The sequence below is a fragment of the Lacisediminihabitans sp. FW035 genome, assembly GCF_054880895.1.
Window position 1 is genome coordinate 3,118,680 of record NZ_CM142187.1, and the last position, 23,548, is coordinate 3,142,227.

20 protein-coding genes are annotated in these 23,548 nt (G+C 67.4%); 8 read left to right on the top strand and 12 right to left on the bottom strand.

Features of this window, described 5'->3' with window-relative positions; translation table 11 throughout:
• Positions 1-175: 175 nt before the first annotated feature.
• The 6 genes from pheT to infC form a co-directional block, all read right to left on the bottom strand.
• A complete protein-coding gene (gene pheT / locus ACVXZ4_RS14920; RefSeq protein WP_461795600.1) occupies positions 176-2,722 on the bottom strand; it encodes a phenylalanine--tRNA ligase subunit beta in 2,547 nt (848 codons plus the stop codon).
• Positions 2,722-3,777, bottom strand: a complete 1,056-nt coding sequence (gene pheS / locus ACVXZ4_RS14925) for a phenylalanine--tRNA ligase subunit alpha (RefSeq protein ID WP_461795601.1) — start codon at positions 3,775-3,777, stop codon at positions 2,722-2,724. The genes pheT and pheS overlap by 1 nt, the downstream gene beginning before the upstream one ends.
• Positions 3,778-3,820: 43 nt before the next feature.
• On the bottom strand, positions 3,821-4,633 hold the full coding sequence (locus ACVXZ4_RS14930; protein ID WP_461795602.1) for a TrmH family RNA methyltransferase: 813 nt from the start codon (positions 4,631-4,633) through the stop codon (positions 3,821-3,823).
• A 138-nt stretch (positions 4,634-4,771) separates the two neighbouring features.
• On the bottom strand, positions 4,772-5,158 hold the full coding sequence (rplT, locus tag ACVXZ4_RS14935; RefSeq protein WP_185201498.1) for a 50S ribosomal protein L20: 387 nt from the start codon (positions 5,156-5,158) through the stop codon (positions 4,772-4,774).
• Between the two features lie 31 nt (positions 5,159-5,189).
• Positions 5,190-5,384, bottom strand: coding sequence for a 50S ribosomal protein L35 (rpmI, locus tag ACVXZ4_RS14940; protein WP_185201499.1), 195 nt, complete (start codon positions 5,382-5,384; stop codon positions 5,190-5,192).
• 29 nt (positions 5,385-5,413) lie between these two features.
• Positions 5,414-6,520 (bottom strand): translation initiation factor IF-3, encoded by a 1,107-nt coding sequence (gene infC, locus ACVXZ4_RS14945; protein WP_461795603.1) that lies wholly within the window; start codon positions 6,518-6,520, stop codon positions 5,414-5,416.
• Between the two features lie 245 nt (positions 6,521-6,765).
• Between infC and ACVXZ4_RS14950 the strand changes: the two genes are divergently transcribed.
• A complete protein-coding gene (locus tag ACVXZ4_RS14950) occupies positions 6,766-7,128 on the top strand; it encodes a DUF1844 domain-containing protein (RefSeq protein WP_461795604.1) in 363 nt (120 codons plus the stop codon).
• 21 nt (positions 7,129-7,149) lie between these two features.
• Here the strand turns inward: ACVXZ4_RS14950 and ACVXZ4_RS14955 are convergent, their stop codons facing one another.
• The 5 genes from ACVXZ4_RS14955 to ACVXZ4_RS14975 are packed head-to-tail and all read right to left on the bottom strand — an operon-like array spanning position 7,150 to position 11,584.
• A complete protein-coding gene (locus ACVXZ4_RS14955; protein WP_461795605.1) occupies positions 7,150-7,347 on the bottom strand; it encodes a hypothetical protein in 198 nt (65 codons plus the stop codon).
• Positions 7,348-7,358: 11 nt separating this feature from the next.
• The gene (locus ACVXZ4_RS14960; RefSeq protein WP_461795606.1) at positions 7,359-8,486 is read right to left on the bottom strand and encodes a bifunctional 2-methylcitrate synthase/citrate synthase; all 1,128 of its coding nucleotides are present in this window, start codon (positions 8,484-8,486) and stop codon (positions 7,359-7,361) included.
• Positions 8,487-8,496: 10 nt separating this feature from the next.
• Positions 8,497-9,393 carry a methylisocitrate lyase gene (gene prpB / locus ACVXZ4_RS14965; protein ID WP_461795607.1) on the bottom strand — a complete coding sequence of 299 codons (897 nt, stop codon included), beginning with the start codon at positions 9,391-9,393 and terminating at the stop codon, positions 8,497-8,499.
• On the bottom strand, positions 9,393-10,892 hold the full coding sequence (locus tag ACVXZ4_RS14970) for an MmgE/PrpD family protein (RefSeq protein WP_461795608.1): 1,500 nt from the start codon (positions 10,890-10,892) through the stop codon (positions 9,393-9,395). Before ACVXZ4_RS14970 ends, prpB begins: the two co-directional genes overlap by 1 nt.
• A complete protein-coding gene (locus ACVXZ4_RS14975) occupies positions 10,889-11,584 on the bottom strand; it encodes a GntR family transcriptional regulator (protein WP_461795609.1) in 696 nt (231 codons plus the stop codon). The genes ACVXZ4_RS14970 and ACVXZ4_RS14975 overlap by 4 nt, the downstream gene beginning before the upstream one ends.
• A gap of 176 nt (positions 11,585-11,760) precedes the next feature.
• On the opposite strand from ACVXZ4_RS14975, the gene ACVXZ4_RS14980 reads away from it, so the two are divergent.
• Complete coding sequence (locus ACVXZ4_RS14980) at positions 11,761-13,659, top strand: propionyl-CoA synthetase (protein WP_461797998.1); 1,899 nt, start codon at positions 11,761-11,763, stop codon at positions 13,657-13,659.
• Here ACVXZ4_RS14980 and ACVXZ4_RS14985 read toward each other — a convergent pair.
• Complete coding sequence (locus ACVXZ4_RS14985) at positions 13,649-14,125, bottom strand: Lrp/AsnC family transcriptional regulator (RefSeq protein WP_461795610.1); 477 nt, start codon at positions 14,123-14,125, stop codon at positions 13,649-13,651. The two genes, ACVXZ4_RS14980 and ACVXZ4_RS14985, sit on opposite strands and share 11 nt — an antisense overlap.
• A gap of 151 nt (positions 14,126-14,276) precedes the next feature.
• Here ACVXZ4_RS14985 and pdhA point away from each other — a divergent pair, with 151 nt between their 5' ends.
• The 6 genes from pdhA (at position 14,277) to hrpA (ending at position 23,548) form a co-directional block, all read left to right on the top strand.
• On the top strand, positions 14,277-15,392 hold the full coding sequence (gene pdhA / locus ACVXZ4_RS14990) for a pyruvate dehydrogenase (acetyl-transferring) E1 component subunit alpha (RefSeq protein ID WP_461795611.1): 1,116 nt from the start codon (positions 14,277-14,279) through the stop codon (positions 15,390-15,392).
• Positions 15,389-16,369, top strand: coding sequence for an alpha-ketoacid dehydrogenase subunit beta (locus tag ACVXZ4_RS14995; protein ID WP_461795612.1), 981 nt, complete (start codon positions 15,389-15,391; stop codon positions 16,367-16,369). Before pdhA ends, ACVXZ4_RS14995 begins: the two co-directional genes overlap by 4 nt.
• Positions 16,369-17,667, top strand: coding sequence for a dihydrolipoamide acetyltransferase family protein (locus tag ACVXZ4_RS15000; protein WP_461795613.1), 1,299 nt, complete (start codon positions 16,369-16,371; stop codon positions 17,665-17,667). Before ACVXZ4_RS14995 ends, ACVXZ4_RS15000 begins: the two co-directional genes overlap by 1 nt.
• Positions 17,668-17,705: 38 nt before the next feature.
• The gene (locus tag ACVXZ4_RS15005; protein ID WP_461795614.1) at positions 17,706-18,449 is read left to right on the top strand and encodes an SDR family NAD(P)-dependent oxidoreductase; all 744 of its coding nucleotides are present in this window, start codon (positions 17,706-17,708) and stop codon (positions 18,447-18,449) included.
• Between the two features lie 2 nt (positions 18,450-18,451).
• Positions 18,452-19,642: an acyl-CoA dehydrogenase family protein gene (locus ACVXZ4_RS15010; protein ID WP_461797999.1), complete on the top strand. Its 1,191-nt coding sequence runs from the start codon at positions 18,452-18,454 to the stop codon at positions 19,640-19,642.
• A 96-nt stretch (positions 19,643-19,738) separates the two neighbouring features.
• On the top strand, positions 19,739-23,548 hold the full coding sequence (gene hrpA, locus ACVXZ4_RS15015) for an ATP-dependent RNA helicase HrpA (protein ID WP_461795615.1): 3,810 nt from the start codon (positions 19,739-19,741) through the stop codon (positions 23,546-23,548).

A 23,548-nucleotide genomic window follows, 5' to 3' on the forward strand; every position in this document is an offset into this window, starting at 1 on the left:
AGGCCGCCGTTTCGTTCGAAATGCAGGACAACCTGTGACGCAAGTGACAGATGGGGCCCACCAGCCCCACCCGTCACAGGTTGTCCTGCATTTCGAACATGCGGGACGCGGATCCGCCGTCGGGCTGGGGCCCGAGGAGGGCCCAAGCGACGGAGAGCCCCGTGCCCCTCGACGCCTACTCGCGGACGCTCGCTCCGAAACGAAAGGCGGCGACGGCGGCGCCGGCGAGCTTCGCTTCGGTGGCCTCCCCCGCCGTGAGCGTACGGTCGGCCGCCCGGAAACGCAGCGCGAAAGTGAGCGACTTCGAGCCCTCCGGGATGCCCGGGCCGCGGTAGTCGTCCACGAGGTGCGCGACCTCGAGGAGCGGCCCGGCGCCGTCGACGATCGACGACAGCACCTCGCCGGCCGGAACCTCGGCCCCGAGCACGAGCGACAGATCCTGAGTGGCCGCGGGGTAGGCCGCGATCGCGCCCGGTGACACCTCGGTGGCGGCGAGCTCGATGAGAAGGCCGAGCTCCAGCTCGAGCACTGCCGTCACGCGTGGGAGGTCGAGCTCCGCGGCGAGGGCCGGCAACAGCTCACCGGCGAACCCGACGCTGCGATCGCCGAAGAACAGCTCCGCGGTGCGGCCCGGATGGAAGGAGTGGTGGGATCCCTGGCGCACGGTGATGTCGGCGGCGACCGCGTGACCGACCTGGCGTGCCGCGTCGAGGGCAGCCGCGATGCCGTGCTGTACCGCGGGCTGGCCGGGCTGCTTCGACACGGCAGCTCCGGTGAACAGCGCGGCGACGCGGAGGGGCTGGGGCGGGATGCTGCCGAGCAGGTCGGCGAGCTCGGAACTCGTCGGGCGGATGATGCCCGATGGCAGGTCCCCGCTGCCATAACGCGCGCCGGGCTCCGGTCGGAACACGGAGCCGATCTCGTACAGAGCGAGATCGACGAGCCCGCGGGAGAGGTTGCGGCGCGCGATCTCGATGAGGCCCGGGAGCAGCGAGGTGCGAAGGAAGGGCGCTTCACCATCGAGTGGATTGACCAGACGGATGGCCGGAACCGCGCCCGCTACGGAGGAACCGAAGGTGTCGTTAGCGCGCTGTGACACGAACGGGTACGACAGTACCTCGGTGAGGCCCGCGGACGCGAGGAGCTGCGCCGCAGATCGGCGAAGACGCTGTGTGCGCGTGAGGCCGCGCCCGGGCGGAGCCGTCGGGAGCACCGCGGGGATGCGGTCGTAGCCCACGATGCGGGCCACCTCCTCGGCCAGCGTCGCCTTGTCGGTGAGGTCCGGGCGCCAGCTCGGCGGCGTGACCGAGAGCGCGTGATCGATCGGTTCGATCGATCCGCCGATGTCCGTGAGCGAACGCAGGATCTCGACATCCGAGTAGTCGGCGCCGACCAGGCCCGTGATGTAGCCGTCCGGCAGCACGATCGGCTCGCGCGGGGCGGCAGCGAACAGGCGCGTGCCCTCGGAGTCGGCGTGCCCGTCGGCCAGCTGCACGAGCAGTTCGACGACGCGGGCCGCCGCCGCATCCGACACCTCGGGGTCGACGCCGCGCTCGAACCGACGGGAGGCCTCGCTCGGCAGCTTGTGCCGGCGCGCGGTGCGAGCGATCGAGACGGGATCGAAGTTGGCCGCCTCCACCAGCACGTTCTCGGTGGTCGCACCGATCTCGGTGGACGCTCCACCCATGACCCCGGCGAGCCCGATGGGCCCAGAGTCGTCGGTGATCAGGAGGTCCTGGGGATTCAGCGTGCGAACCTGCCCGTCGAGGGTCTCGAGCTTCTCACCCGGCTGCGCACGGCGCACCACGATTCCGCCGCTGAGAGCATCGAGGTCGTAGCCGTGGATCGGCTGGCCGAGTTCGAGCATCACGTAGTTGGTGATGTCGACCACAAGCGAGATCGAGCGGATGCCGGCGAGAGCGAGCCTGGCGATCATCCACGGCGGGGTGGGGCGACCGGCATCGATGGCGCGCACCGTGCGGGTGACGAAGACAGAGGCTCCGACGCGGCCGCGGATCGGTTCGCGGTCGTCGATGACGGGTGAGGGTCTCGACCCTTCGACACGGTCGCTGAGCGAGCTACTCAGGGGAGCCACGCGGGCTCCTTCGTCGCTCGCTACTCGATCAGCGGCGGCGGGGTCGCGGAAGGCGGCACCTGTGGCGTGCGCGTATTCGCGGGCGACACCGCGGATGGAGAAGGCGTAGCCGCGGTCGGGGGTGACGTTGATCTCGACGGCCCAGTCGTCGAGGCCGAGCAGAGCGGTCGCGTCCGCTCCCACTTCGGGATCGAGGCCGAGGGAGGCGAGACGCAGGATGCCGTCGTGTTCCTCGCCGAGTCCGAGCTCGCGGGCCGAGGCGATCATGCCGTCGGAGACATGTCCGTAGGTCTTGCGCGCCGCGATGGGGAACGGGCCAGGCAGGACGGCTCCGGGCAGCGCGACGACCACCTTGTCGCCGGTGACGAAGTTGTGGGCGCCGCAGACGATTCCGCGAGGCTCGGCCTCGCCGACATCCACCTGGCACCAGTTGATCGTCTTGCCGTTGGACTGCGGTTCGGGGGTGAACTCGAGCACGCGGCCGATGACGATCGGTCCGCTGAGACCGAAGCCGTGGATGGCCTCCTCCTCGAAGCCGACGCTCACGAGAGCGGCATGAACCTGCTCGGGGGTGACGTCGAGCGGCACGTCGACGAACTCGCGGAGCCAGGAGATCGGGACCCGCATCAGACCACCATTCCGAACTGCTGGGAGAAGCGGATGTCGCCCTCGACCATGTCGCGCATGTCATTGAGATCGTTGCGGAACTGCAGGGTGCGCTCGATGCCCATGCCGAAGGCGAAGCCCTGGTACTCGTCGGGATCGATTCCCGCGGCGCGCAGCACGTTGCGATTCACCATGCCGCATCCGCCCCACTCCACCCAGCGCGCGCCGCCCTTTGCATTCGGCTGCCAGACGTCCATCTCGGCGCTCGGCTCGGTGAAGGGGAAGTAGTTGGGGCGAAGGCGGATCTTCGCCTCGTCGCCGAACATGATGCGGGCGAAGTGCTCGAGCGTGCCGCGCAGGTGTGCCATGGTGAGGCCGCGGTCGATGGCGATGCCCTCCACCTGGTGGAACACGGGGGTGTGGGTGGCGTCGAGTTCGTCGGTGCGGAAGACCTTGCCGGGCGAGATCACGTAGACCGGGAGCTCGCGGGTGAGCAGCGAGCGGATCTGCACGGGGCTGGTCTGGGTGCGCAGCACGAGGTGCGAGTCGACCGGCTCGATGAAGAAGGTGTCCTGCATGGCGCGAGCAGGGTGATCCTCGTCGAAGTTGAGCGCGTCGAAGTTGAACCACTCGTTCTCGAGCTCCGGCCCCTCGGCCACCTCCCAGCCCATGCCGACGAAGACATCGGCGATGTACTCCTGCAGCAGGTTGAGCGGATGGCGCGCGCCCGGGGTCCAGCGGGAGGCCACGGCCGTGACATCCACCGCCTCCTCGGCGAGGCGAGCGGTCTCCTCGGCGGCGAACAGTTCGGACTCGCGGGCGGCGAAGGCCTGGTTGGCGCGACCGCGGGCCTGGCCGACGAGCTTGCCGAAGGCGGCCTTGTCGGCCGGGGCGACATCCCGCAGCGTCGCGTTGAGCTTGGCGAGCGGGGAGGCCTCACCGAGGTGCTCGGTCTTGACCTGCTTGAGTTCCGCGACATCCCTGGCCTCCGTGATGGCGGCGAGAGCCGCGTCGAGTGCGGCACCGACTGTGGCTTCGGAGATCGACGGGGGTGGCGGCGTGGTGGGGTCTGACACGGGTCCCAAGCTTAATGCCAACGCGCCGAGGCATCGGCCGTGGCTAAGGCGAGACCCGCATTCGCTGCGCAAATGCGCTTTCGTACAGGCAGACCGAGGCAGCTGTCGCGAGGTTCATCGACTCGGCGTGGCCATAGATCGGTACGGTGATCGCGCGGTCCGCCAGCGCGAGATGCTCATCCGAGAGACCACGAGCCTCGTTGCCGAAGAGCCAGGCCGTCGGCTTGGCGAGGACGCCGTCCACACGGGCCGACAGCAGGTCTTCCCCCTTGATATCCGCGGCGAGCACGGAGAGTCCCGCCTGCTGCACCTTCAGCAGCACGGCCTCGAGTTCGACCCCGACCGCGACCGGCAGGTGGAAGATCGAGCCCGTCGAGGCGCGCACGACCTTGGGATTGTAGAGGTCGACGCTGCGACCGGTGAGGATCACGGCATCCGCTCCCGCGGCATCCGCGGCCCGGATTATCGTGCCGGCGTTGCCCGGGTCGCGCACCTCTTCGAGGATGGCGATCAGCTTCGGCTCAGACGCCAAGATGTCTTTGAGCGAGGTGGGGAACTGGCGGCAGACCGCGATGATGCCCTGGGGAGTGACGGTGTCGGCCATGGTGTCGAGCACCTGTTCGGTGACGAATTCCACATCGATCCCCGCGTCCGACGCGCCCTGTGCGATATCGGTGTAACGGTCGAATGCCGTGGGGGTCGCAAAGAGTTCGACGACCAACTCCGGGCGGAAGGCCAGGGCCTCCGCGACGGCCTGAGGGCCCTCGAGCAGGAACTGCCCGCCAGAGGCACGCCCCTCACGCTTGGCCAGTTTGGCAACGCCTCTGACTCGGGGCGAACGCGGATTGTCTAACACGCCGCCAGTCTATTCGGCCGAGCCGAATTCCCCGTGGACGTCGGATTCCGCGGCGCGTATATGTCGCGGCGGCGAGCAGAATGACGAAGGGCCCGACCACCCAGCGGCGGTCGGGCCCTTCGTGACACGGACTACAGGTTACGCAAGCACCTTCGGGGCCGACGTGTCGGCCGGGAGAGCGGCCTTCGCGGTGGCGACGAGAGCCGCGAACGTGGCGGGCTCGGTGACGGCGAGATCGGCAAGGATGCGGCGGTCGACTCCCACTCCGGCCAGGTTCAGTCCCTGGATGAGGCGGTTGTAGGTGAGGCCGTTCGCACGGGAAGCCGCGTTGATGCGCTGGATCCACAGGCGACGGAAGTCACCCTTGCGGGCGCGGCGGTCACGATACGCGTAAACGAGGGAGTGAGTGACCTGCTCCTTGGCCTTGCGGTACAGACGCGAACGCTGGCCGCGGTAACCCTTGGCGCGCTCGAGGATTACCCGACGCTTCTTGTGGGCGTTGACGGCCCTCTTTACTCTTGCCATTTCCGTTTTCCTTTAGTTCTGGGGCTCGACGTTAGATGCCGAGAAGCTTCTTGATGGCCTTGACGTTCGCCGGGGCGATGACCTGGTCCTGGTTGAGGCGACGCTTGCGCTGGCCCGACTTGGTTACCAGGTTGTGGCGCATGCCAGCCTGCTGCTTCATGATCTTTCCGCTGCCGGTGACCTTGAATCGCTTCTTGGTGCCGGAGTGCGTCTTCTGCTTGGGCATATCTCTCCTTAGTCGTGCACTCGCCGGAACTAGTCCGACGTCACATCTGCTGGTGCAGTCTTGGGCGGAACGGCGCGCGGCTTCGGCGCGTTTCCGGGGGTGGGAGCCGGTCGCGGGACCGGCTTGGACGCCGTCGCCGGCGTCGGCTTGGATGCGGCAGCCGGGGTGGGCGTCGCCCGCGGTGCCGGAGCGGCCTTCGCCGCAGGGGCTGGCGCGGCGGCGGGTGCGGGTGCGGCCGGAGCAGCAACGGGATCGGATGCCACGGGCGCTGCCTTCGCGGCGGGGGCTGTAGCGGGCGCGGGGGCCGTAGCGGGAACGGAGGCTGTAGCGGGCACGGGGGCTGTAGCGGGCACCGCTGCCTTAGCAGCCGGAGCGGCCTTCGTCTCGACCGCGCTCGCCGTGGGCGCCTCGACGGGAGCCGCCGCTGCCGGAGCCGGGTTGGCTGCGGCATCCGTCGCGGCCTTGACCAGCTCGGGCGGCAGTGCCGGAAGCTCCGCGCTGGCCGGGCGCTCGGTGCGCTCCGGCTTGGACTTCGCGATCTTGGCGTCGTGCTCGGCCTTGACCTCGGCCTTGGTCTTGAGGGGGCCGATCACCATGACCATGTTGCGGCCGTCGATCATCGGCGTCGACTCGACGCTTCCGAACTCTGACACGTCTTCGGCGAAGCGCTGGAGGAGGCGTACACCCTGCTCAGGGCGCGACTGTTCGCGGCCACGGAACAGGATCATGGCCTTGACCTTGTCGCCGCCCTGCAGGAATCCTTCGGCGCGCTTGCGCTTGGTCTCGTAGTCGTGGACGTCGATCTTGAGCCTGAAACGCACCTCTTTGAGGATGGTGTTCGACTGGTTGCGCTTGGCTTCTTTCGCCTTCTGCGCTGTTTCGTACTTGAACTTGCCGAAGTCCATGATCTTGGCAACGGGAGGCTTGGAATTGGGAGCAACCTCAACCAAATCCAGGTCTGCCTCCTGGGCAAGACGAATGGCGTCTTCAATGCGCACTACACCGACCTGCTCGCCGTTGGGGCCAACAAGTCGGACCTCCGGCACGCGGATTCGGTCATTGGTACGGGGATCGCTGATGCGTAACTCCTTAGTCGGTCGTGTTGGCCTGTGTGTTCGGCGATGTGCCGGACTCACGACGACTGAAGAAATTCACGCGCTCAGGTTTCCGAGATTCTTCGGATTCCTGGCACTGCGACCTGAACTACCTCCGCTCCTCGAGGGAGCACAGGCGGACCGCAACAACCCGGTAACCTCGTCATCAGCGATGTCGAACAAACACATCGCCAAGCGGTCAAGCGCGGGTGGGAGAATCTCCACTTTCGTTCCGGGCACCCTGACGGGGCCGGAGCCAGCGTTCAGTGTAACAGAGGAAACGCCCGATGAACCAGCAGGATCATTCAGAACCCGGACACAGCCACGAGAACGAAGCGGCGCGAGACATCGCGGACGTCCCCGCCATCGAGGTGATCAACACCGTGGCCGTGCACCTTCTCAGCGCCGCGGCGGTCAAGTGCGGGCTCGCGGATGACCCGGAGACCCAGCTCGACCTCGACGAGGCGCGCAAACTCATCAACGCCCTCGCCGGCCTCATCACCGCGAGTGCCCCCGATCTCGGGGACCAGCACGCGCGTGCACTGCGGGACGGCCTGCGATCCGTGCAGCTGGCATTCCGCGAGGCATCCCCGATGCCGGACGCACCCGGCTTCGGTGCCGGGGAGAAGTGGACCGGCGCGGTCAACTGAGCCGCCGCTGACGAACCGTCGCTAACGGGGCTCGTCGTCGAAGAGGTTCGGCGGTCCGGGCCGGTTGCGCCGATTGCGTGCGGTGACGATGAATCCCAGCACCGCCCAGGCGACCGCGACGACGAAGAACCACGGCTGCGCGGCCGCCCCCAGCACCAGGCCGACGAGCACGACGACGAAGCCGAGGTTCAGCCAGAAGTAGACAGAGGGGCGACGCACCGTGGAGCCCCCTAATTCTTCTCCGACGCCGGCACGTGGCGCTCCTCCGGGCCGTTATAGAGGCTGAGGGGGCGGATGAGCGCGTTCGAGGCCAGCTGCTCCATGATGTGGGCGGTCCAGCCGGTGATCCGGCTCGCCACGAACAGCGGGGTGAACATCTCGGTGTCGTAGCCGATGAGGCTGTAGGCCGGACCGGAGGGGTAGTCGAGGTTCGGCTTGATGTTCTTCGCCGCCCCCATCGCTGCCTCGAGGGTGTCGTAGAGATCCGAGAGCGGCTTGGCGTCGTATTCCACGATGAGGGTGTCGAGTGCGGCCTTCATCGTCGGCACCCGGGAGTCCCCGTTCTTGTAGACCCGGTGCCCGAAGCCCATGATCTTGCGCTTCTCGGCGAGAGCGGTGTCGAGCCAGCCCTGCGCCTTGTCGGCGGTGCCGATCTCGTCGAAGACGTGCATGACGGCCTCGTTCGCTCCCCCGTGGAGCGGACCCTTGAGCGCGCCGATCGCACCGACGACGGCCGAGTAGAGGTCGGCGAGGGTCGAGGTGATCACCCGGGCGGTGAAGGTGGAGGCGTTGAAGGAGTGCTCGGCGTAGAGGATCATCGACACGTCGAAGGCGTTGACGACGACAAGCTCCGGCACGTCGCCGAAGGTCATGTGCAGGAAGTTCGCCGAATAGCCGAGGTCGTCGCGCGGCTCGATCAGCTCCTGGCCGCGACGACGGCGCTGGTCGTAGGACACGATCGCCGGCAGCTTGGCGAGCAGCGCCACGGACTTGGTGAGGTTCGACTCGGGGCTCGCGTCGGCGGCATCCGGATCGTTGGCACCGATCACGCTCACGGCCGTGCGCACCACATCCATCGGATGAGCGGTGAGCGGCAGGTCGTCGATCACGCGTTTCACATTGTCGTCGAGGGACCGGAGCGAGCGCTCGAGGGTCTCGAAGTCGGCGAGCTGGTGCTCATCCGGGAGCTCTCCGTGCCAGAGCAGGTAAGCCACCTCCTCGAAAGAGCACCCGGCGGCGAGCTCCTGCACGGGATACCCGCGATACAGCAGCGAATTGGTATCGGGGTTGACCTTGGAGACCGCGGTGTAGTCGACGACGACTCCCGCGAGGCCCTTTTTGATGTCTGGATCGGCCATGTGCGTGCTCCTAGCTCAGGGTGAAGTTGAAAACGCTGGTGTCGAAGGCGTTGTACGCCTCGTAATCGAGAAGCTCGTAGAGCCGGGCACGAGTCTGCATGTTCGGCACTTCCGAGTTCAACGAACCTTCTCGCTTGATCGTATCGAGACCGCGTTCCGCCGCCCCCATCGCGAGGCGGAGGAGACTCACGGGGTAGATCACCAGGTTGATGCCGACGCTCGCGAGCTGCTCGTTGCTGAAAAGCTCGCTCTTGCCGAACTCGGTCATGTTGGCGAGGATCGGCACGTCGACGGCCGCGCGGATCGCCTCGAACTCGGCGAGGTCCTTCATGGCCTCCGGAAAAATCGCGTCGGCCCCCGCATCCACCAGCGCCTTGGCTCGATCGATGGCCACAGCGAGTCCGTCGATGGCGCGGATGTCGGTGCGCGCCATGATCAGAAGGTTCGGGTCGCGGCGAGCATCCACCGCCGCCCGGATGCGCTTAGTCGCCGTGTCCGAGTCCACCACTGCCTTGCCGTCGAGGTGGCCGCACCGCTTCGGGTTGACCTGGTCCTCGATATGCAAGCCCGCGACGCCGGCATCCTCCAGCTCCTGCACGGTGCGGGCGACGTTCATCGGCTCGCCGAAGCCGGTGTCCGCATCGACGAGCGAGGGCAGGTCGGTCATGCGGCTGATCTGCTTCGCACGGTTCGCGACCTCGGTGAGCGTCGTGAGCCCGATGTCCGGAAGCCCGAGGTCGGCGGCGATGACGGCGCCCGAGATGTAGACCCCGTCGAACCCCTTGTCCTGGATGAGCTTCGCGCTCAGCGGGTTGAAGGCGCCGGGAACGAGCTGCAGCTTTCCGCTGCCGAGCGCGGCCCGGAAGGTGGAGCGTTTCTCGGCCGGGGTGAGAGAGGAGTACAGCATCAGAAGAGTCCCTTCGGGCCGACGGGGAGGAGGCCGGGTTTCGCAGTCACGGTGAGGCCGCCGAGCTCCTCGGCGGTGAGTTCGGGCAGTCGTTGTACGAGCTCGAGGAACCGATCGATCTCCGCGGGGTCGAGGATGCCCGCGGCGAGCGCACGGAATTTCGCGATGTAGTGCTCGCGAGCGAACGGCCGGGCGCCGAGCGGGTGGGCATCCGCCACCGCGATCTCGTCGACGATGGTCGTACCGTCGACGAGGGTGATGACCACACGCCCACCGAAGGCCTTCTCGGCCGGATCGTTGGAGTGATAGCGGCGGGTCCACTCGGCATCCTCGGTGGTCGTCACCCGGTTCCAAAGTGCGACGGTGTCGGCTCGGCCGGCCCGCTCGGGGGCGTACGACCTCTCGTGGTGCCATTCCCCGTCCTGGAGTGCGACGGTGAAGATATATGGGATCGAGTGGTCGAGGGTCTCGCGGCTCGCGGTCGGGTCGTATTTCTGCGGATCGTTCGCACCCGATCCGATCACGAAGTGCGTGTGGTGACTCGTGTGGATGACGACGGAGGCGATCGAGTCGGTGCCGAGGGCCGGGTACTCGTTGTGCAGCTTGCGAGCGAGGTCGATCCAGGCTTGCGCCTGGTACTCGGCCGAATGCTCTTTGGTATAGGTGTCAAGGATGCCGCGCTTGGCCTCTCCGGCCTCGGGGAGAGGAACCTCGTAGTGGGCATCGGGCCCGTCGAGGAGCCAGGCGATCACGCCGTCCTCGCCCTCGTAGATCGGGGTCGGGCTGGTCTGCCCGCGCATGGAACGGTCGACGGCTTCGACGGCCATCTTTCCGGCGAAGGCCGGGGCGTGGGCCTTCCAGGTGGAGATCTCGCCCTTGCGCGACTGGCGGGTGGCGGTGGTGGTGTGCAGCGCCTGCCCGATCGACTGGAAGATCACCTCCGGCGAGAGGTGGAGCATGGTACCGATGCCGGCAGCGGCCGATGGGCCGAGGTGGGCGACATGGTCGATCTTGTGGGCGTGCAGGCTGATCGCCTTGACGAGGTCCACCTGGATCTCGTACCCGGTGGCGATGCCGCGCACCAGGTCGGCTCCGGTGCAACCCACATGCTGGGCGACCGCGAGGATCGGGGGGATGTTGTCACCGGGGTGCGAATACTCGGCGGCGAGGAAGGTGTCGTGGTAGTCGAGCTCCCGCACGGCGACGCCATTGGCCCAGGCAGCCCATTCCGGCCCGAAGCGACCGGGGATGCCGAAGACTGTCGATCCCGGGGAGTAGGGGTGATCCTCGGCCTGGGCCCGGGCGGCGACTGCCGGTCCGCGGGAGAGCGACGCCGTGGCGACCGCCGCATTGTCGATCAGCCTGTTGATCACCATCTCGGTGACCTCGGGCGTCACCGCAACGGGGTCCGCAGCGACCTCGGCGATCTTCCAGGCCAGCTGGTCTTCACGGGCGAGGTTCTCGGAGCTCGGGTGCACGCGGACGGAATGTAGTTTCACAATTTTCCTTTCGGCTCCGGGCTTGGATCGCCCGCAGGGGTGTGGAGGTCGGTCATCTTCTGGATGTTTCGGAGGGCCTGGTGGAGGTGCACCTGCGTCGCGTGGGCGGCCAGTTCTGCATCCCGGGCGGCGATCGCCTGCACTATGAGCAGGTGCTCGGCGGCGGCGGCGGACAACCGTGCCGGGTCGTCGACGGCGAGACGTCTCACCCGCACGAGGTGGGTTCGGAGGGTCGCAAGCGCCGCCGTGAGGTAGGAGTTGTCGACCGCATCATCGATGGCGTCGTCGAGTCGCCCCACGAGGCCGTAATAGGAGTGGCGGGCCGGGTCGTCGTGTTCGAGCAGCTCGTTGACGGCCGCGAACTCCCGCTCCAGCTGCTGGAACACGGCGGGGTCGCCGCGATGAGCCGCGAGGCGCGCCGCCTGCTCCTCGAGCGCCTGGCGCACCTCGAAGATCTCGCGGATGCTGGCGAGCGACAGGTCGGCGACGACGAGGCCGCGACCGGACTGGGACGACACGAGCCCATCGGCTACCAACCGAGCCAGCGCCTCACGGAGCGGGGTGCGCGAGACTCCGAGGCGAGTGGATTGCTCGACCTCCCCGAGTACGCTGCCCGGGCGCAGGTCCCACTCGACGATCTCGTCGCGGAGGGTCTGGTACGCCCGGTCGCTCGCGCGCTGAGTGACTGCCATTGCTTCCCTCCGTTGCGATCGCAATTCGCTGCTCTGTACACATTATGGCCCATTAGATGGTGATTTGCCCATCCTGTGTCATACTTCATCCACATTCTGTATACACAACCTGTATCCAGAACCACTGTGACAACTCGATGAAGAGGTATCCCGTGAGTGAACTGAGCGAGTCCGAAGTGACCACCGGCGGCTACCGGCGGGCATTCGCGCAGAGCGTGGACGACCGCGAGGGCTTCTGGCTCGACGCGGCGAGTCTCGTGGACTGGACCGTCGCGCCCACCAGCGCGCTCGACAGCACAGACGCCCCGCTCTATCGCTGGTTCGCCGGAGCCGAGCTCAACACCTGCTTCAATGCTCTCGACCGCCACGTGCTCGCCGGCCGCGGGGACTCCACCGCCCTGATCTACGACTCTCCCGTCGTGGGAAAGAAGAAGAGCTATAGCTACGCGACGCTGCTCGACAAAGTCGCGCGATTTGCCGGAGTGCTCGCGGATGCCGGGGTCGCCAAGGGCGACCGGGTGATCATCTACATGCCGATGATGCCCCAGGCGATCGTCGCAATGCTGGCGTGCGCCAGGCTCGGTGCGGTGCACTCCGTGGTCTTCGGCGGCTTCGCGGCGAAGGAACTCGCGGCCCGCATCGACGATGCATCTCCGGTCGCCATCGTCACCGCCACGGGCGGAATCGAGCCGAACCGGGTGGTGGAGTACCTGCCCACCATCTCTGCGGCCCTCGAGCTGAGCACCCACTCTGTCTCCACCGTGATCGTGAAGGATCGCCCGGAGGTACCGGGCCGTGCGAGCGACTATTCGACCGAGACGACCGCCTGGTGGGACTGGGACGAACACTCGAAGACCGCCACCCCCCGTGCGCCTGTGCCGGTCGCCGCGACCGACCCGCTCTACATCCTTTACACCTCCGGCACGACCGGGACGCCGAAGGGCGTCGTGCGCGACAACGGCGGCCACGCGGTGGCGATGGCCTGGTCGATGAAGAACATCTACGACATCGGACCGGGGGATGTGATGTGGACGGCGAGCGACGTCGGCTGGGTCGTCGGTCATTCGTACATCGTCTACGGCCCACTCCTCGCCGGGGCGACGACGGTGCTCTACGAGGGTAAGCCGGTGGGAACACCGGATGCCGGGGCGTTCTGGAGGGTGGTCTCGGACTACCGCGTGAAGACGCTCTTCACCGCGCCGACCGCGCTGCGAGCCATCCGCAAGGCCGATCCGCATGCCGCACTCTCCCACCAGTACGACCTGACCTGCCTCGATGCCCTGTTCCTCGCCGGCGAGCGCCTGGACCCCGACACCTGGACCTGGGCCACCGCCCTGCTCGAGAAGCCCGTGATCGACCACTGGTGGCAGACCGAGACCGGCTGGGCCATCTGTGCGAGCCCGCGCGGACTCGAGGAGCTCCCGCTGCGAGCCGGATCGCCGTCCTTCCCCGTGCCCGGCTACAACGTGTCGATCGTCGACGAGCACGGCGACCCGGTGCCGCACCTCGATGAGGGCAACATCGTCATCTCGCTGCCCCTGCCGCCCGGCACCCTCGCGACGCTGTGGAACGGCGACGAGCGCTACATCCAGCAATACCTCTCCGTCTTTCCCGGTCGCTACCTCACCGGGGACTCCGGCTACTTCGATCGCGAGGGCTACCTGTACGTCATGGGGCGCACCGACGACATCATCAATGTGGCCGGCCACCGACTCTCCACCGGGTCTATGGAGCAGGTGCTCGCGCAGCATCCGGCCGTCGCCGAGTGCGCCGTGATCGGGGTGCACGACGAGATCAAGGGCCAGAAGCCGATGGGCTACGTCGTGCTGAAAAGCGGCACCGACATCTCGGACGAGACTTTGGCCGCCGAGCTCGTCGCGATGGTGCGCGAGCAGATCGGCGCGGTCGCCGCCTTCCGCGACGTGGTAGTGGTCTCTGGCCTGCCGAAGACCCGGTCGGGCAAGATCCTTCGCAAGACGATGCGCCAGATCGTGAACGGCGAGGACTACGTTGTGCCTCCGACGATCGAAGACACCCAGTCGATCGCCGTGATCGCCGCGACGGTCACCCGCTGAGGCCGGCGCGCTGGCGCAACAGCGGCGCCGTGCGATACGGCACCATCTCCCGCATCGACAGCGAGACTTCGGTGCGCTCGATCCCGGGTGAAGCCAACACGACGCCGGCGATGCGGTAGAGATCGTCGGTATCCTGCGCCACCACGCGGATCATGATGTCGGCGTCGCCGGCGATGCCGTGCACCTCCACCACCTCGGGGATCCCGGTGAGCGCTGACTCGATCTCCTGCAGGCGATGCTGGTCGACCCGTGCTGCCACGAAGGCCGTGAGGGGATAGCCCAGGGCACGGTGGTGCACCCGGCGATCCATGCTGCCGAGCAGCTGGCCTGCCTCGAGCCGAGCGAGCCGTGACTGCACGGTATTGCGCGAAAGGCCGAGGCGCTGGGCGAGCTCGACACCCGAGAGCCGGGCGTCTTCACTGAGCGCGAGGAGGATGCGGGCGTCGGTGCCGTCGAGGTCTTGCATGTATCGCAGTCTGGCACGGGTGAGGCCCTCGGCGGTGTGCATTCTGCTCAACACCTGAAGGATAGGTTGTGCAGTCTCGCCGCAGGGCGCACTATTCAGGAACAACTGGCCACAAGCCGGGCAGGTATTTTCGTCAAAGAGGACGGTCGCCATGAGCATCGCATCGATCGAGATCACCGGGCACACCGAGGCGGTGGCGCTCCTGCCCACCGGAGGCGGCGAGCTTCTGCGCCATCCCGTCTTCTCGTCCTACGTCAGCGACATCGGCGACGCCGAGCTCGTCGAGATGTACACAGACCTCGTGGTCGTTCGGCGCATCGACGCCGAAGCCACCGCGCTGCAGCGGCAGGGCGAGCTGGGACTCTGGGCGCCGATGCTCGGCCAGGAGGCGGCCCAGGTGGGATCGGCCCGGGCGCTGCGAACCAAGGACTTCGTCTTCGCGAGCTACCGGGAGCACGCCGTCGCGTACCTGCGCGGCGTGGACCCCACCATGATCCTGCGCTTCTGGCGCGGATCGACCCACTCGGGCTGGAACCCGTACGAGGTCAACATGACGACCCCCGCGATCGTCGTCGGCTCGCAGATGCTCCAGGCGGTCGGCTATGGGATGGGCATCCGACGGGACCGCTCCGACGACATCGCGATCACCTACTTCGGGGACGGCGCCACCAGCCAGGGTGACTTCTCGGAGGCCCTCGGGTTCGCCGCGAGCTTCAACGCACCGGTCGTCTTCTTCTGCCAGAACAACCAGTTCGCGATCTCGGCTCCCGTCGGCGTGCAGACCACAGTGCCGATCGTGAGGCGTGCTGCCGGTTTCGGCATCGAAGGCGTGCAGGTGGACGGAAACGACGTGCTCGCCGTTCTCGCCGTCACCCGCTACGCCGCCGAGCGTGCGCGCAACGGCGACGGACCCACCTTCATCGAAGCCGTGACCTATCGCATGGGGCCGCACACGACATCCGACGACCCGACCCGCTATCGCGACGCCGAGGAGCTTGCCCGCTGGAAGGAGCGCGACCCGATCGACCGGCTGCTTCGCACCCTCGAGCACCGTGGGCTCGCGACGCCGGAGATGCTCGCCGCCGCCGAAGCGAAGGCCTCCGAGTTCGCGGCCTCGGTGCGCGCCGGATGCCTCGGAACCGTCGAACCGGCCCCGGAATCGATCTTCGAGAACGTCTACTCCGAGCCGCACTCGCTGCTCGAGGAGGAGCGCGTCGAGTTCCTTGCGTACCACGGCATTCCCGATTCGAAGGCGGCTGGCAAGTGACCACCCTCTCCCTCGCCAAGGCCATCAACGCCGGCCTGCGTCGCTCCCTCGACACGGATGACCGGGTCATGCTGATGGGCGAAGACGTCGGTGCCCTCGGTGGGGTCTTCCGCGTGACCGACCAGCTCCAGGCCGAATTCGGCCGTGAGCGGGTGTTCGACACCCCGCTCGCGGAATCCGGCATCATCGGCACCGCCATCGGCCTCGCCATGCGCGGGTATCGCCCGGTCTGTGAGATCCAATTCGACGGGTTCATCTACCCTGCCTTCGACCAGATCGTGTCGCAGCTGGCGAAGATCCACAACCGTACGGATGGCGCGGTCACAGTGCCGCTCACCATCCGGGTGCCGTACGGCGGGGGCATCGGCGCCGTCGAGCACCACTCGGAGTCTCCGGAGGCGTATTTCGCACACACCGCCGGCCTTCGCGTCGTCTCCTGTTCTTCGGCGGATGACGCCTACGGAATGATCCAGCAGGCCATCGCCTCTGACGACCCGGTGCTGTTCTTCGAACCGAAGCGCCGCTATTGGGACAAGCAGGATGTCGACCTCGACGGCACCCCGACGCTCGGGCTCTACGACGCGAGGGTCGTGACCGAGGGCACCGACCTCACGGTCGTCGCCTACGGCCCGATGGTGGCCACCGCCGTCGCCGCGGCCCGCGAAGCGGCCGGCGAGGGCACCTCCATCGAGGTCATCGACCTGCGATCGCTCTCCCCCATCGACTTCGTCACCATCGAGCGCTCGGTCGCCAAGACCAGCAGGCTCGTCGTGGTGCACGAGGCCCCGGTCTTCCTCGGCCTGGGTGCCGAGATCGCCGCCCGAATCTCGGAACGCTGCTTCTGGATGCTCGAATCCCCCGTGATCCGCGTCGGCGGGTACTCCACCCCCTATCCGCCGTCAAAAGTGGAGCAGTATTACCTCCCCGACATCGACCGTGTGCTCGACGCCATCGACCGAAGCCTGGCGGTGCAGTAATGGCCACCGAATTCCTGCTCCCCGACCTCGGCGAGGGACTCACCGATGCGGAGATCGTGCGCTGGCTTGTGAAGGCGGGCGACGAGGTCACGCTCAACCAGGTGATCTGCGAGGTCGAGACCGCCAAGGCGCTGGTCGAGCTGCCCTCCCCGATCGTCGGGGTCGTCTCATCCCTTCGCGTCGCCGAGGGCGAGACGGTGATGGTGGGCTCGCCGATCATCAGTTTCGGCGGCGACTCCGTGATCGAGCCCGCCGGCGAGATCGAAGTCGAAGAGGACGGCCGGTCGAACATGCTGGTCGGCTACGGTCCGGGCGAGAGCGATCATCGGTCGGGTCACCGTCGCCGACGCGGTGGCGCTTCGACCCCTGCACCTGCGCCTTCACACGCTTCGTCAGCCGCGCCGCCAGCCGCGACCGAGCCGGCGCCCTCGCCGTCGCCCTCACGGGTGCTGGCCAAACCGCCCGTGCGCGACCTGGCGCGACGCCTCGGACTCGACCTCGCAACCGTCGTGGGTACGGGATCGAACGGCGCGGTCATCCGCTCGGATGTCGAGGCGGCGAGCGGAACCGCCGCCGCAGCACCCCGCGACGATGCCGCCGACGAGACCCGCGTGCCGATCAGTGGGGTGCGCAAGCGCACTGCAGCAGCGATGGTGTCGAGCGCTTTCACTGCTCCGCACGTCACCGAATTCGTGACTGTGGATGTGACCCCCACCGTGGAACTCGTGGACCGCCTGCGGGCGCATCCGGCATTCGAGGGCGCGAAGGTGACGCCACTGCTGCTCATCGCGAAGGCGCTGGCCATCGCGACGGTGCTGCATCCGGAGCTGAACACCCGCTGGGACGAATCCGCCCAGGAGATCGTGACCTACCGGTCGGTGAACCTCGGCATCGCGGTCGCTACGCCACGGGGCCTCATGGTGCCGAACGTCCGTGATGTCAACTCACTGACACTGCGGGAACTCGCCGATGCCCTCTCAGGGCTCGCCTCCCGGGCACGGGAGGGTAAGACGGCCGTGGCCGAGTTGTCGGGCGGCACGATCAGCCTCACCAACATCGGAAGCTTCGGCATCGACAGCGGCACCCCGATCATCAATCCCGGGGAGGCAGCGATCCTCTGCGCGGGGGCGATCCGGCGGCAGCCCTGGGAGCACAACGGAGAGATCGCGCTTCGCTCGGTGATGACGCTGAGCGTCTCCTTCGATCATCGTCTCGTCGACGGGGCCGAAGGGTCCGCCTTCCTCGCCGAGATCGGCCGGATCCTCGCCGATCCCCTCGAACTCATCGCCCTCAGCTAGCAGCATGATCATCGGAGCAACATGAACATCGGAGCAGTGTGAACATCAGCGGTACCGTCGCCCTCGTCACCGGAGGATCCTCGGGACTCGGGCTCGCGACGTCCCGGGCGCTCATCGCGGCGGGCGCGCAAGTAGTGACCCTCGACCGGGCCGCGCCGGCCGAACCGCTGGAGGGCTCGACCTTCGTCTCCGCCGATGTGACCAGTGAGGCGGATGTCGCAGCGGCGGTCGCCGTCGCCACCGGACTCGGCACGCTGCGCATCCTCGTCAATTGCGCCGGCGTCGCCCCGGCGAATCGCGTTGTCGGCCGCGAGGGGCCGGTCGCCCTCGAGCTGTTCGAGCGAGCCATCCGCATCAATCTCGTCGGCACCTTCAACGTGCTCCGGCTGGCGGCGGCGGCGATGCAGCAGAACGAGCCGATCGACGGGGAGCGCGGTGTCATCGTCAACACGGCCTCGGTCGCGGCGTTCGACGGGCAGATCGGCCAGGCCGCCTACTCGGCCTCCAAGGGCGCCGTCGCGGCGATGACCCTTCCGATCGCGCGGGAATTCGCCGCCAGCCTCATCCGGGTGATGACCATCGCCCCCGGCGTCTTCGAGACCCCGATGATGGCGGCGATGAGCGAGGAGACCAAACTCTCGCTCGGCAGCCAGGTGCCGCATCCGGCCCGCCTCGGTCGGCCCTCCGAGTATGCCGCCCTCGTGCGGCACATCGTCGAGAACCCTTACCTCAACGGTGAAACGATCCGTCTCGACGGTGCGATCCGGATGACACCCCGATGAGTATGCCGTCGAACACTGCGGTCACGGACGCCCGTCGACCGCGTCCTTCCGACGACTTCCTCGACTACCGCGGCCTCCTCACCACTGCGGAGCAGCGTCGCTTGGCCACGGCGACCGCGATCTTCGACCGCGAGGTGCGGCCGGTGATCGGTGCGCACTGGGACGCCGCGACCTTCCCATTCGAACTGCTGCCGACCCTCGCCGGGCTCGACCTGATCGGCATCCCCGACTCCGGCGGCAGCCACCTGATGAGGGGATTCCTGCACCTGGAACTGTCGCGGGTCGACATGTCGATCTCGACCTTCCTCGGCGTGCATTCCGAACTCGTCACCGCCGCGATCGACCGGCTCGGCTCGGACGAGCAGCGCGAACTGCTGCTGCCCGGTCTCCACGACCTGTCCCGCATCGGCGCCTTCGCACTCACGGAACCGGACCACGGATCGGACATCTCGCGCTCGATGACGACGACCGCGACCCGACGCGGCGAAACCTGGAGCATCTCCGGCGCCAAACGCTGGATCGGCAACGGCACGATGGCCGACCACATCATCCTCTGGGCACGGGACACCGCCGACGGCGAGATCAAGGCCTTCATCGTGGACCGCGACACCCCAGGCCTTCGCACGGAGAAAATCGAGAACAAGATCTCGCTGCGAATCGTGCAGAATGCTGACATCCTGCTCGATGATGTGCGCGTCGACGAGTCGGCGCGGTTGCCCGGAGCGACCTCGTTCCGCGACGCGAGCGCCCTGCTCACCGACTCCCGCGTCTGGGTGGCCTGGCAGACCGTCGGCCTGCAATTCGCCGCCTACGACCACGCGCTCGCCTACGCACTCGAGCGCCAACAGTTCGGCAAGCCGATCGCGTCGTTCCAGCTCGTGCAGGAGAAGATCGTGCGCATCCTCGAGAACACCACGGCGTCCCTCGGCACCATGGTGCGCATCGCGCAACTGCAACAGAACGGCACCCTGAGATCTGAGCACGCGGCAATGGCGAAAGCCTCCGGCAGCGCACGGATGCGGGAATCGGTGGCGATGGCGCGAGGCATCCTCGGCGGCAATGGCATTTCGACCGACTTCGGGATGGCACGGATCTTCGCGGACGCCGAAGCGGTCTACAGCTATGAGGGAAGCTACGAGATCAACACTCTGCTGGTGGGGCGAGCGATCACCGGGATCAGCGCTTTCGAGTAGTTCGCGCCACATCCGACACCGAGGGCAGGCAGCGATTGCTCGCGGCCGATCCCTCCACACCGGTCGTCCGACGCAGGTCGGTAGAATTAGACGCCCATGACCGACGCGACCCCGGACCCCTCGACCCCGCGGTACGTGATCTCCTATCCGGAAGACCTGCCGGTCAGCCAGCGTCGTGATGACATCGCGGCGGCCATCCGCGACCATCAGGTCGTGATCATCGCCGGCGAGACCGGGTCGGGCAAGACGACCCAGCTGCCGAAGATCCTGCTCGAGCTCGGCAGGACGAGCATCGGCCACACCCAACCGCGACGCATCGCCGCCCGCACGATCGCCGAGCGCATCTCCGACGAACTCGGCACCCCGCTCGGCGGGCTCGTCGGGTACCAGGTGCGATTCACCGACACCGTCGGCCCAGACACCCGAATCAAGCTGATGACGGACGGCATCCTCCTCAACGAGATCCATCGCGACCGGCTGCTGCGCAAGTACGACGCGATCATCATCGACGAAGCCCACGAGCGCAGCCTCACCATCGACTTCCTGCTCGGCTACCTCAAGCAGTTGATGCCGCAGCGCCCGGACCTCAGCATCATCGTCACGTCCGCGACCATCGATCCCGAGAGCTTCTCCCGACACTTCGCGGATGCCACGGGCGTCGGCGCCCCCATCGTGGAGGTGAGCGGACGCACCTTTCCCGTCGAGGTGCGGTATCGCCCACTCGTGGCTGAAGCTTCGCTCGAAGAGGATGACGATGACGCAGAGACGGAGGCCGACCTCGACCCGATGGAGGGCATCAACGCCGCCCTCGACGAGCTCGCGCGCGAGTCGAACGGCGATGTGCTCGTCTTCCTCAGCGGAGAGAACGAGATCCGCGATGCCGAGGAGGCGATCGGGGGGCGGAATCTTCCGTTCACCGAGGTTCTGCCGCTCTACGGCCGGCTGAGCTCGGCGGAGCAGCACCGGGTGTTCGAGACCGGGCGGGCCCCCGGCATCCGTCGTCGCATCGTGCTCGCCACGAATGTCGCGGAGACCAGCCTCACCGTGCCGGGCATCAGGTACGTGATCGATGCGGGCACGGCACGCATCTCGCGGTACAGCGTGCGGTCGAAGGTGCAGCGGCTACCGATCGAAGCGATCAGCCAGGCGAGCGCGAACCAGCGTTCGGGCCGGAGCGGTCGGACGAGCGACGGCATCGCCATCCGCCTGTACTCGGAGCAGGACTTCATGCGGCGGCCGGAATATACCGAGCCGGAGATCTTGCGCACCAACCTCGCCGCCGTCATCCTGCAGATGATCTCGCTCGGGCTGGGCGATATCGCAAAGTTCCCCTTCCTCCAGCCGCCGGATTCGCGGGGCATCAAGGACGGGCTGGACCTGCTCCGTGAGCTCGGAGCGGTGGAGGCCGGAAGTGGCGACGATCCCCGCATCACGCGCATCGGCAAGCAGCTCACCCAGCTGCCGATCGATCCCCGACTCGCACGAATGGTGGTCGAGTCCAAGCAGCACGGCGTGACGCGCGAGGTGATGGCGATCGTCGCGGGCCTCAGCATCCAGGATCCCCGGGAGAGGCCACTCGACAAGCGACCGCAGGCCGACCAGTCGCACGCGCGGTTCGTCGACCCGACGAGCGACTTCCTCACCCTCCTCAATCTCTGGAATTACCTGCGCGAGAAGGAAAAGGAACTCAGTGGCAACCAGTTCCGCCGCCTGTGCCGCAGCGAATATCTCAACTACCTCCGGGTGCGGGAGTGGAAGGATGTCTTCCGCCAGCTCGAGCGGATGGCGAAGCCGCTCGGGCTCATGGTCGGCGGCCCGTCGACGAACCCGAACGGCATCCACCGCTCGCTCCTCGCCGGCCTCCTGAGCCAGCTCGGCATCCGGGATGTGGCAAAGAAGGACTACATCGGCGCCCGGCAGGTGCGGTTCAGTGTCTTTCCCGGCTCGGCGCTCGCGAAGAAGCAGCCCGGCGAGCTGATGAGCGCCGAGCTCGTGGAAACCAGCAGGCTGTTCGCCCGCACCAACGCGGCGATCGACCTCTCCTGGGCGGAGCCCATCGCCGGAGACCTGGTCAAACGCAGCTACAGCGAACCGCACTGGGAGAAGAAACAGGGCTCCGCGGTCGCCTGGGAGCGAGTGACCCTCTACGGTGTGCCGATCGTCGCGCGTCGGCGGACCCAGTTCGCGAAGGTCGATCCGGCCTACGCACGTGAGCTGTTCATCCGCCACGCGCTGGTCGACGGGGACTGGGATCTCGACCGGGTCGACAAGCGCGTGAGCGCTTTCGACCGCGCCAATCGGGCGCTGCGCTCGGAGCTCGCCGAGCTCGAGGAACGGACACGGCGACGCGATCTGCTCTACGACGACGAAGCCGTTTTCGACTTCTACCAGCGCCGCATCCCCGCCGAGATCACCAGCCAGCGGCTGTTCGAGACCTGGTGGCGCAAGGAGCGCGCGACCACCCCCGACCTGCTCACGATGACGGCCGAGAACCTGATCGACGAGGACGAGGCCGCCCCGGTGGCCGAACTCGTCGAGACCTCCTATCCGAAGACCTGGACCCAAGGCGACCAGCAGCTTGGCCTCGCGTACCGGTTCGAGCCGGGGAGCGACGACGACGGAGTGACCGTTCAGGTGCCGATCGCCCTGCTCGCGCGCCTGAAGCCGGAGGGATTCGACTGGCAGGTTCCCGGATTCCGCGAGGAACTGGTGACGGCGTTGCTCAAGTCCCTTCCGAAGGCGATCCGCCGCAATGTCGTTCCGGCGAACGACTGGGCGCGCCGGTTGCTCGCCGAGCTGCCGGAGGTGTCGGAGGGTACCTCGCTTCGCGCCGCCCTCGCCGGGGCGATCACCCGGCTCACCTACGTGCCGGTTGCCGTCGGCGACTTCGACGAATCCCGAATCCCATCGCACCTTCGCATGACTTTCGCGGTCGTCGACGAACGCTCACGCACCGTCGCGAGCGACACGGACCTGCGGGCGCTGCAGCAGCAGCTCGCCTCGACGGTGCGGGAGAGCGTCGCCCGGGCCTCCGTCACCCCGCGAAGCAACCTCGAGCGTGCGGGACTCACCACCTGGGACTTCGACGAACTGCCGCGCACGCTCGACACGAAGCAGGGCGGCAACACGATCCGCGCCTATCCGGCCCTTGTCGATGAGGGCGCAAGCGTGGCCATCCGTCTCATGAGTACCCCCGACGACCAGGCTCGGGAGCACCGGCGCGGAGTGCGGCGGATGCTACTGCTCGCCATCCCCTCGCCCGTGTCCTATGTGCAGGAGCATCTCACCCACACCGAGAAGCTCACCCTGGCGCAGAGTCCCTATCGCACGACCGGTGAGCTCTTCGCCGACTGCATGGCGGTCTGCATCGACTCTGTGGTCGCCGGCCGCGAGATCTGGACGCGTACCGGGTTCGATGCGGCCCGCGACGAGATCTCCGCGACGATCATGGATTCGCTGTTCCAGACCGTCTCTCTCCTCACGAAGGTCATCGCCGGCGCCCGCGACGCCGAGAAGGCGATCAAGTCGGCCTCCAACATCGCACTGTTGAGCCCGTTAGCGGATGCCCGCGAGCAGCTCTCCGCCCTGGTCTATGCGGGTTTCGCCTCCGAGACCGGCCTCGCCCAGCTGCGTCGGATGCCGGTCTACCTCGCCGGGATCGTGCATCGCATTGGAAAGCTCGCGGAGAATCTGGGCCGTGACCGCGTGTGGATGACGGAGGTGCAGACCGCGACGGCACGCTACGAGCTCGCCGGCGGTCGCCTGCCGCTCGCGCCGGATACAACGCCGTCACTCGTGCATGCCCGCTGGTTGCTCGAAGAACTGCGGATCAGCCTGTTCGCCCAGCACCTCGGAACTGCCGAGCCGGTGTCGCTCCAGCGGATCGTCCGGGCTCTCTCGGAGTAG

What these genes read in the sequence shown, in the direction of transcription:
- pheT (WP_461795600.1), bottom strand. Translation starts at nt 2,722, where the DNA reads ATGCGGGTCCCGATCTCCTGGCTCCGCGAGTTCGTCGACGTGCCGCTC.
- rplT (WP_185201498.1), bottom strand. Translation starts at nt 5,158, where the DNA reads ATGGCAAGAGTAAAGAGGGCCGTCAACGCCCACAAGAAGCGTCGGGTA.
- rpmI (WP_185201499.1), bottom strand. Translation starts at nt 5,384, where the DNA reads ATGCCCAAGCAGAAGACGCACTCCGGCACCAAGAAGCGATTCAAGGTC.
- ACVXZ4_RS14950 (WP_461795604.1), top strand. Translation starts at nt 6,766, where the DNA reads ATGAACCAGCAGGATCATTCAGAACCCGGACACAGCCACGAGAACGAA.
- ACVXZ4_RS14960 (WP_461795606.1), bottom strand. Translation starts at nt 8,486, where the DNA reads ATGGCCGATCCAGACATCAAAAAGGGCCTCGCGGGAGTCGTCGTCGAC.
- prpB (WP_461795607.1), bottom strand. Translation starts at nt 9,393, where the DNA reads ATGCTGTACTCCTCTCTCACCCCGGCCGAGAAACGCTCCACCTTCCGG.
- ACVXZ4_RS14975 (WP_461795609.1), bottom strand. Translation starts at nt 11,584, where the DNA reads ATGGCAGTCACTCAGCGCGCGAGCGACCGGGCGTACCAGACCCTCCGC.
- ACVXZ4_RS14985 (WP_461795610.1), bottom strand. Translation starts at nt 14,125, where the DNA reads ATGCAAGACCTCGACGGCACCGACGCCCGCATCCTCCTCGCGCTCAGT.
- pdhA (WP_461795611.1), top strand. Translation starts at nt 14,277, where the DNA reads ATGAGCATCGCATCGATCGAGATCACCGGGCACACCGAGGCGGTGGCG.
- ACVXZ4_RS15000 (WP_461795613.1), top strand. Translation starts at nt 16,369, where the DNA reads ATGGCCACCGAATTCCTGCTCCCCGACCTCGGCGAGGGACTCACCGAT.
- ACVXZ4_RS15010 (WP_461797999.1), top strand. Translation starts at nt 18,452, where the DNA reads ATGCCGTCGAACACTGCGGTCACGGACGCCCGTCGACCGCGTCCTTCC.
- hrpA (WP_461795615.1), top strand. Translation starts at nt 19,739, where the DNA reads ATGACCGACGCGACCCCGGACCCCTCGACCCCGCGGTACGTGATCTCC.